The sequence below is a fragment of the Nocardia jejuensis NBRC 103114 genome, assembly GCF_001613145.1.
Classification (GTDB): domain Bacteria; phylum Actinomycetota; class Actinomycetes; order Mycobacteriales; family Mycobacteriaceae; genus Nocardia; species Nocardia jejuensis.
The window spans coordinates 1-5,797 of sequence record NZ_BDBU01000070.1 but is presented as its reverse complement, the minus strand read 5'-3'; the positions used below and the strand labels follow the sequence as shown (position 1 = coordinate 5,797).

Here is a 5,797-nt window from a genome sequence, read left to right as displayed (position 1 = left end):
GCGTGAATCGGCTGTCCTGAGAACGATTCGGACGAACCCGGCGTGATCCTGATGGCGTGCGGCTCGACCGGAGCGGCCCCGAAGACCCCCTGCCCGACGGCCAGGGGGTCTTCCCGTTCCGCACCCGAATCCGCTGCGCACGGCACCGGCTTCGCCGCTGGTCAGCTGTGTCACATGCGGATCCTCTCCGCGCGTCACCTTCGAACCGAATCGACCTCCCGCACGTATCGTGAGTCGACGACGCCGTGTGGCGCCGCGAGGAGGGGTTATGACCGACGGGGTAGTGGACGGCGGGCTCGTGAACGGTGCGGGCGGGAACGATGCGGCAGGCGGTGTTGCGGCGGGCAGCGGTGCAGTCGCGCCGGCGCTCGCGCTGAACGGGCTCTTCAAGGCCTTCGGCGGCCCGTGGGTGGTGGAGGGCGTGAGCCTGTCCGTGCCGCCGGGCTCGTTCTTCGGCCTGGTCGGCCCCAACGGCGCGGGCAAGACCACGACCCTGTCGATGGCGGTCGGCCTGCTGCGCCCGGACCACGGGTCCGCGCATATCTTCGGCACCGACGTGTGGGCGGATCCGGTGCGCGCCAAGACCGTTGTCGGCGTGCTGCCCGACGGTCTCTCGCTGCCCGAGCGCCTGACCGGCCGCGAACTGCTCACCTTCACCGGCCTGCTGCGCGGCATGGACAAGGCCACGGTGGGGGAGCGGGCGCAGGAACTGCTCAGCGTGCTGGAACTGACCGACGCCGAAAACACTGTGGTGGTGGACTATTCGGCCGGTATGCGCAAGAAGATCGGCCTCGCCACCGCGCTGCTGCACGCGCCCAAACTCCTGGTGCTCGACGAGCCCTTCGAAGCCGTGGACCCCGTGTCCGCCTCCACGATTCGCACGATCCTGCAGCGTTTCGTCGCGGCGGGTGGGTCGGTTGTGCTGTCCAGCCATGTGATGGCGCTGGTGGAGAGCATGTGCGATCGCGTCGCGGTGATCAGTCACGGCAAGGTGGTCGCAGGGGGAACCGTCGCCGAGGTTCGCGGTGAGGGCACACTCGAGGAAGCTTTCGTGCGCCTGGTGGGCGGCCGGATCGGCGGCGAGGAGGGGCTGTCGTGGTTGGCGTCCTGATTCGAATGCGCCTGCGCATCACCTCGAGAGCGCTGCGCGGCGGACGGGCGGCGGTCAACTTCTGGCTCGGCACCATCGTCGGGCTGATCGCGGCCATCCTGACCGCGGTGATCATCGGTGTCGGCCACGACACCGTGCGCGGGGGAGTGACCATCGCCGCCGCGCTCTACGCGGCGTGGACGCTGGGCTGGATCTGCGGTCCGGTGCTGACCGGCAGCAGCGACGAAACCCTTCAGCCCGAACAGTTTCGGCTGCTGCCGCTGACGGATCGGCAGCTGGCCACCGGATTGGCGGCGGCCGCGTTCGTGGGCCCCGCGCCCGTGGTCAACCTCATCGCATTCGGCGGACTCGTGGGACTGGCCGCGTCGCTCGGCCTGGCGGCGACCCTCGTCGCGATCGTGGGAGCGGTCCTGCAACTGGTGTTCGTGGTGCTGCTCGCGCGGGTCGTGGTGGCCTGGCTGGGCGCCGCCATGCGCTCGCGGCGCGGCAAGGATCTGGGCGTGCTGTTCGCCGGTCTGATCGGCCTCGCGTACTACCCGCTCAACCTGCTCGTCACGAATCTCGGGCCGGCACTGGAGGATGCGCCGAGCGGCCTCGCCACCGCCCTGCGCGCCGCGCCGTCCGGCTGGGCGCCGTACGCGGTGGAGTCCGCCGGACGCGGCGATGCGCTGATGGCGGTGCTGCCACTGCTGGGCCTGGCGGTGCTGTCCGTGGTGCTGTGGCAGTCGTGGGCGGTGTTGCTGCGCCGCCGCCTCACCACGCCTCCCGCACCGGCGGGTCAGATTCTCGACAGCGGCTCCGGGCTGCTGGATCGCTTCGTGCCGCCGACTCCGGTCGGCGCGGTCGTCACCAAGGAACTGCGCACCTGGTGGCGCGACAGTCGCCGTCGCGCGACCCTGCTGCCGCTGCTGCTCATCGGATTCGTCCTGCCGATCTTCCTCGCGATCAAGAACGGCAGCGGTGCGATCGTGCCGTTCTCCGGTGGTTTCGTGGTCTGGCTGGCGGCCATGGCCGCGACCAACCTGTACGGCCTGGACGGCACCGCGGTCTGGCAGACCATCGTCACCCCCGGTGCGGCGCGCGCGGACCTGCGCGGACGATTGATCGCCTGGTTGCTGCTGGTGACTCCGATCGCCTTGATCTCCACCCTGATCCTGCCCGGTGTGCTGGGGCTGGCGAAGCTGTACCCGTGGGCGCTGTCGATCCTGCCGGTGCTGCTGGGGGTGGGCGTGGCCGGTATCGCGATCCTGTCCACCTACGCGGCGTATCCGCTTCCGCCGCAACGGGGTAACCCGTTCGCCGGGTCCGGGAATCCCGGCTGTGTGAAGGTGCTCATGCAGTTCACCGTCGGCATCGGACAGGTGGTTCTGTCGATACCGGTGCTGGCCGTCCTGGGAATCGGTCTCGCTCTGGACAATCCGTTCGTGCAGTGGGCGGCGCTACCGCTGGGCCTGCTCGTGGGCGGGTTGGCTGCGATGGCGGGAATCCGTCTCGGGACCACCCGCCTGGAAACGCGCGGCCCCGAGATCCTCGCCACCGTGAAGCCGCGCTGAGCTGCGATGAACACCAGTCGCTTTCGCGCGTGACGGGGTTTCGCGGCTACGCGCATCGGGGGTGCGTAGCCGCCCGGGCTCCGGGTAGCTGAATTCCGGAGCGCCAGTGGAATGCCCCGGAGGGTCAGTGGAACACTGCCGGAAGTGCGGCGAGGTCCACCGTCTCCGCCATTGCCCGATGCCCCGCATCGTTCAGGTGCATCCCGTCGCCGCTGTCGAATTCGGGGCGAATGAAGTCGGGATGCTCCGGATTCTCCACCGCCGCGGCGACATCGAACACCGCGTCGAACACGTCGGTCCGACGCAGCCATTCGTTCACCGCCCGCCGCACCGGCTTTCCGTCCTCGACGCTGAGTCCCGGGTAGATGGCCCCGCCGAACGGCCCGATGGTGTCGACGAAGATCGGCAGTCCGGCCGCGTGCGCCAGCCGCGCCAACTCGGTGAATCCGGCGATCAGATCGTCCGAGGAAGCGGCGCCCGCCAGAATCAGATCGTTGATTCCGAAATTGACCCACACCGCGCGAACTCCCGGCACTGCCGGCACATCTCGCTCGAATCGGGCCAGCCCGTGCTCCGCGACCTGATCGGTCAGGAGCCGGCTCCCGCCGATGCCCTGATTGACCGCCCACCCGCGTGCCAGCCGCTCGCTGAGCACATCCACCGAACGCCGGTTCCCGCCGTGCGCGGAGCCGACCCCCTCGAACCAGGAGTCGCCGAACGCGACCAGGACCGGAGTCTCCGACTCGGCGAGCACGTCGACACCGGTGAGGAAGAACCGAGAGGTGCTCTCCTCCGCGTCGACCAGCACTCCGTCACCGGTGTGATCCCCGGCCACGATCCATCCGGTCTCCACCGGCAGATGCGCGAAGGCGGCCAACCCGGTCTCCTCCGGGAAGTACAGGCTCACAACGACATCGGTCCCGGAGTCCACCGCGAGGTCGACCGGGTCGCTGACCACATCCGCACCAGCCGCGATCCGAACGGTGGCCGCCCCGTCGAACCGGAGTGCGGAGTCGGTATCGACCGCGATCTCGTTCCCGTTCTTCCGCAGCGCGATTCGCGCCGACCCGATCACCAGTTCCCGTTCCGAGTACCGGTTGGTCAGCCGCACCCGCACCTGCGATCCGCCACCGGCGAGGTGCGCGACCTGTCGGATCGTCTCGTCCGCGAACCCGCGCGGTTCGGCGAGTCGAATCTGCTCGGCCGGATTCACCAGTGGGGCACGGAAAGCGGCGACCCACTGCTGCGACTCGGACATCGGACCTCCAAGTAGTTGTCATGAGGAATACTGCTAGAGCAACAATCTACCGAAATTGTTCCGCGTGTCAACTATCCCCAATGCAAAAGGTTGGTTTACGCTGCTCACCGTGGACCCCAAGCATCTTTTCAACGACCCCCGGCTGACCGCGATCGGTCTTCTGTACGAGGCGCACGACGGGTTGGTAGCCCGGTTGGAGCCGACCTGGAAGGCCAACGGACTGTCCGGCCTCGATCTGAATGCCCTGATGCGCCTGAGTCGTTCGCCTGGTCGCAAGCTCCGCATGACGGACCTGGCAACCCAGACCAATCTCTCCACGAGCGGCGTCACTCGGCTCGTTGATCGGCTGGAGCGGAACGGGTTCGTGCGGCGCGAGGCCGATCCGTCGGATCGGCGCAGTGCGTATGCCGTATTGAGCGCGGCCGGGGCCACGCGGGTGGCTCGGGTGCTTCCCGCGTATCTCGAAGGGGTGGAGCGGTGGTTCACCGGGCTCTTCACGCCTGAGCAGTTGGAGGTGCTGGTGGCAAGCCTTCGGACTGTTCGAGATGTCGCCAGTCCTGAGGCATTTCACACGTCGGAGTGAGGTGGGTGGGGCGGGATGTGGGAGAGGGGGATACAAGAACAAGAACAAGAACAAAGACGCATGGAAGAAGAAGGGCAAAGACGAAGAGCAAGAACCAAGAGCAAGAACCAAGGCCGGGAACCTCGCTGTCCGGAGGCACAAATTTCTAGATGGCTGGTCGTGCGAAGGGGCTGGGTTGTGAGTCTCTGAGTCTTTGTCTCGCGAGGTGACCACAGCCTTTCAGCCAGGCTGGGACGAGAGATCACGGCTCCCAACGGGGGAGCCCAGGTCGGGTACGGCAGGCGAAATGACCAGCACTGCCATCTTTTCCGCTCTTCACATCTTGGGTCACACCGTTGCGGGTGCGGAACCTCGCTGGATCTCGAGCCCAGAGATGCCCGCATGAGCGCGGCAGGGCACGAAAACAACCCAGGCAGCACCGATCCCCGAAGGGAACCGGTGTACCTGGGTTCTCGTGAAGCGCAAACGCTCTAACTGCGCGGGAAAGGTTTCGCGCGATGCGCCAACAACCCCTGGCGGCAGACTTTCTCACGCCGCTTACGCTCGAGACGACGCGCTTGAGCAGCCGCGAGCATCTCCCCGGGATGATGACGATGATTCACCTTCGGAGTCCCGGACGGATCGATATGCTCCGGCGCTATCCACCCGGTGCGACCCGGGAACTCCGAATCCTCGCCCATCACAATCGTTTTCCAGCCACCCGGACCGTCGTGCACCAACGCATGACACGCATCGCACGCCAATGTGAGGTTCTCGATATCGGTGGGGCCACCCTTGGAATGCTCGGTGATGTGATGCGCCGCCGACAACGTCGCCGGAGCATTGCAGCCCGGGCGAGTGCAGCCCCGCTCGGACGCGATCAACGCCATCCGCTGGTATGAATTCGCCAAACGCTTGGACCGCCCCAAATGCAGCGGCATGCCGTGGTGGTCGAACAACGCCAGGAACGGCTTGGACCGCTCCGACAACTTGAGGGCTTCCGGGATCGACACGGTGCCACCCGAGGCGGTCGTCACCACACCGGCGGCCTCCTCGAGGTCGGCGATACTCATCGTGAAGATCGCCGAGACCGGCACACCACGATGCGAACCCAGCTTGCCGGGCCCTATTTCCGGGCGCAGGAACGCCAGCAGCGCATCATGATTACGTTGCGCCGCCGACCGTGAGTCACGCTTGGCGGCCGCGTCCAAAACTTTCCGGGACACATGATCGGTGTCAGCGAACGGGCTCTGCGGGTCATCCGGATTGCACATGCCGGGGCGGGCGAGTTTCGCCAGGACCGGTTCGAACAA

At 67.1% G+C, this 5,797-nt stretch carries 5 protein-coding genes; 3 read left to right on the top strand and 2 right to left on the bottom strand.

The features are described 5' to 3' along the window. The first annotated feature begins 268 nt into the window (after positions 1-268). Both NJ1_RS36090 and NJ1_RS36085 read left to right on the top strand, forming a co-directional pair. Positions 269-1,111, top strand: coding sequence for an ABC transporter ATP-binding protein (locus tag NJ1_RS36090; RefSeq protein WP_084479218.1), 843 nt, complete (start codon positions 269-271; stop codon positions 1,109-1,111). Further along, the gene (locus NJ1_RS36085; RefSeq protein ID WP_067704294.1) at positions 1,096-2,664 is read left to right on the top strand and encodes a hypothetical protein; all 1,569 of its coding nucleotides are present in this window, start codon (positions 1,096-1,098) and stop codon (positions 2,662-2,664) included. Before NJ1_RS36090 ends, NJ1_RS36085 begins: the two co-directional genes overlap by 16 nt. Positions 2,665-2,788: 124 nt before the next feature. Here the strand turns inward: NJ1_RS36085 and NJ1_RS36080 are convergent, their stop codons facing one another. Then, positions 2,789-3,922, bottom strand: coding sequence for a GDSL-type esterase/lipase family protein (locus tag NJ1_RS36080; protein WP_067704291.1), 1,134 nt, complete (start codon positions 3,920-3,922; stop codon positions 2,789-2,791). Between the two features lie 64 nt (positions 3,923-3,986). Here NJ1_RS36080 and NJ1_RS36075 point away from each other — a divergent pair, with 64 nt between their 5' ends. Next, complete coding sequence (locus NJ1_RS36075; protein ID WP_245717736.1) at positions 3,987-4,505, top strand: MarR family winged helix-turn-helix transcriptional regulator; 519 nt, start codon at positions 3,987-3,989, stop codon at positions 4,503-4,505. Between the two features lie 470 nt (positions 4,506-4,975). On the opposite strand, the gene NJ1_RS36070 is transcribed toward NJ1_RS36075, so the two are convergent. Continuing rightward, positions 4,976-5,797: HNH endonuclease signature motif containing protein (locus NJ1_RS36070; protein ID WP_157574580.1), on the bottom strand; the 822-nt coding region annotated here is incomplete at its 5' end.

Bases quoted from the DNA above. Each gene is read 5' to 3' on its own strand.
- NJ1_RS36080 (WP_067704291.1), bottom strand. From the start codon at position 3,922: ATGTCCGAGTCGCAGCAGTGGGTCGCCGCTTTCCGTGCCCCACTGGTG.
- NJ1_RS36090 (WP_084479218.1), top strand. From the start codon at position 269: ATGACCGACGGGGTAGTGGACGGCGGGCTCGTGAACGGTGCGGGCGGG.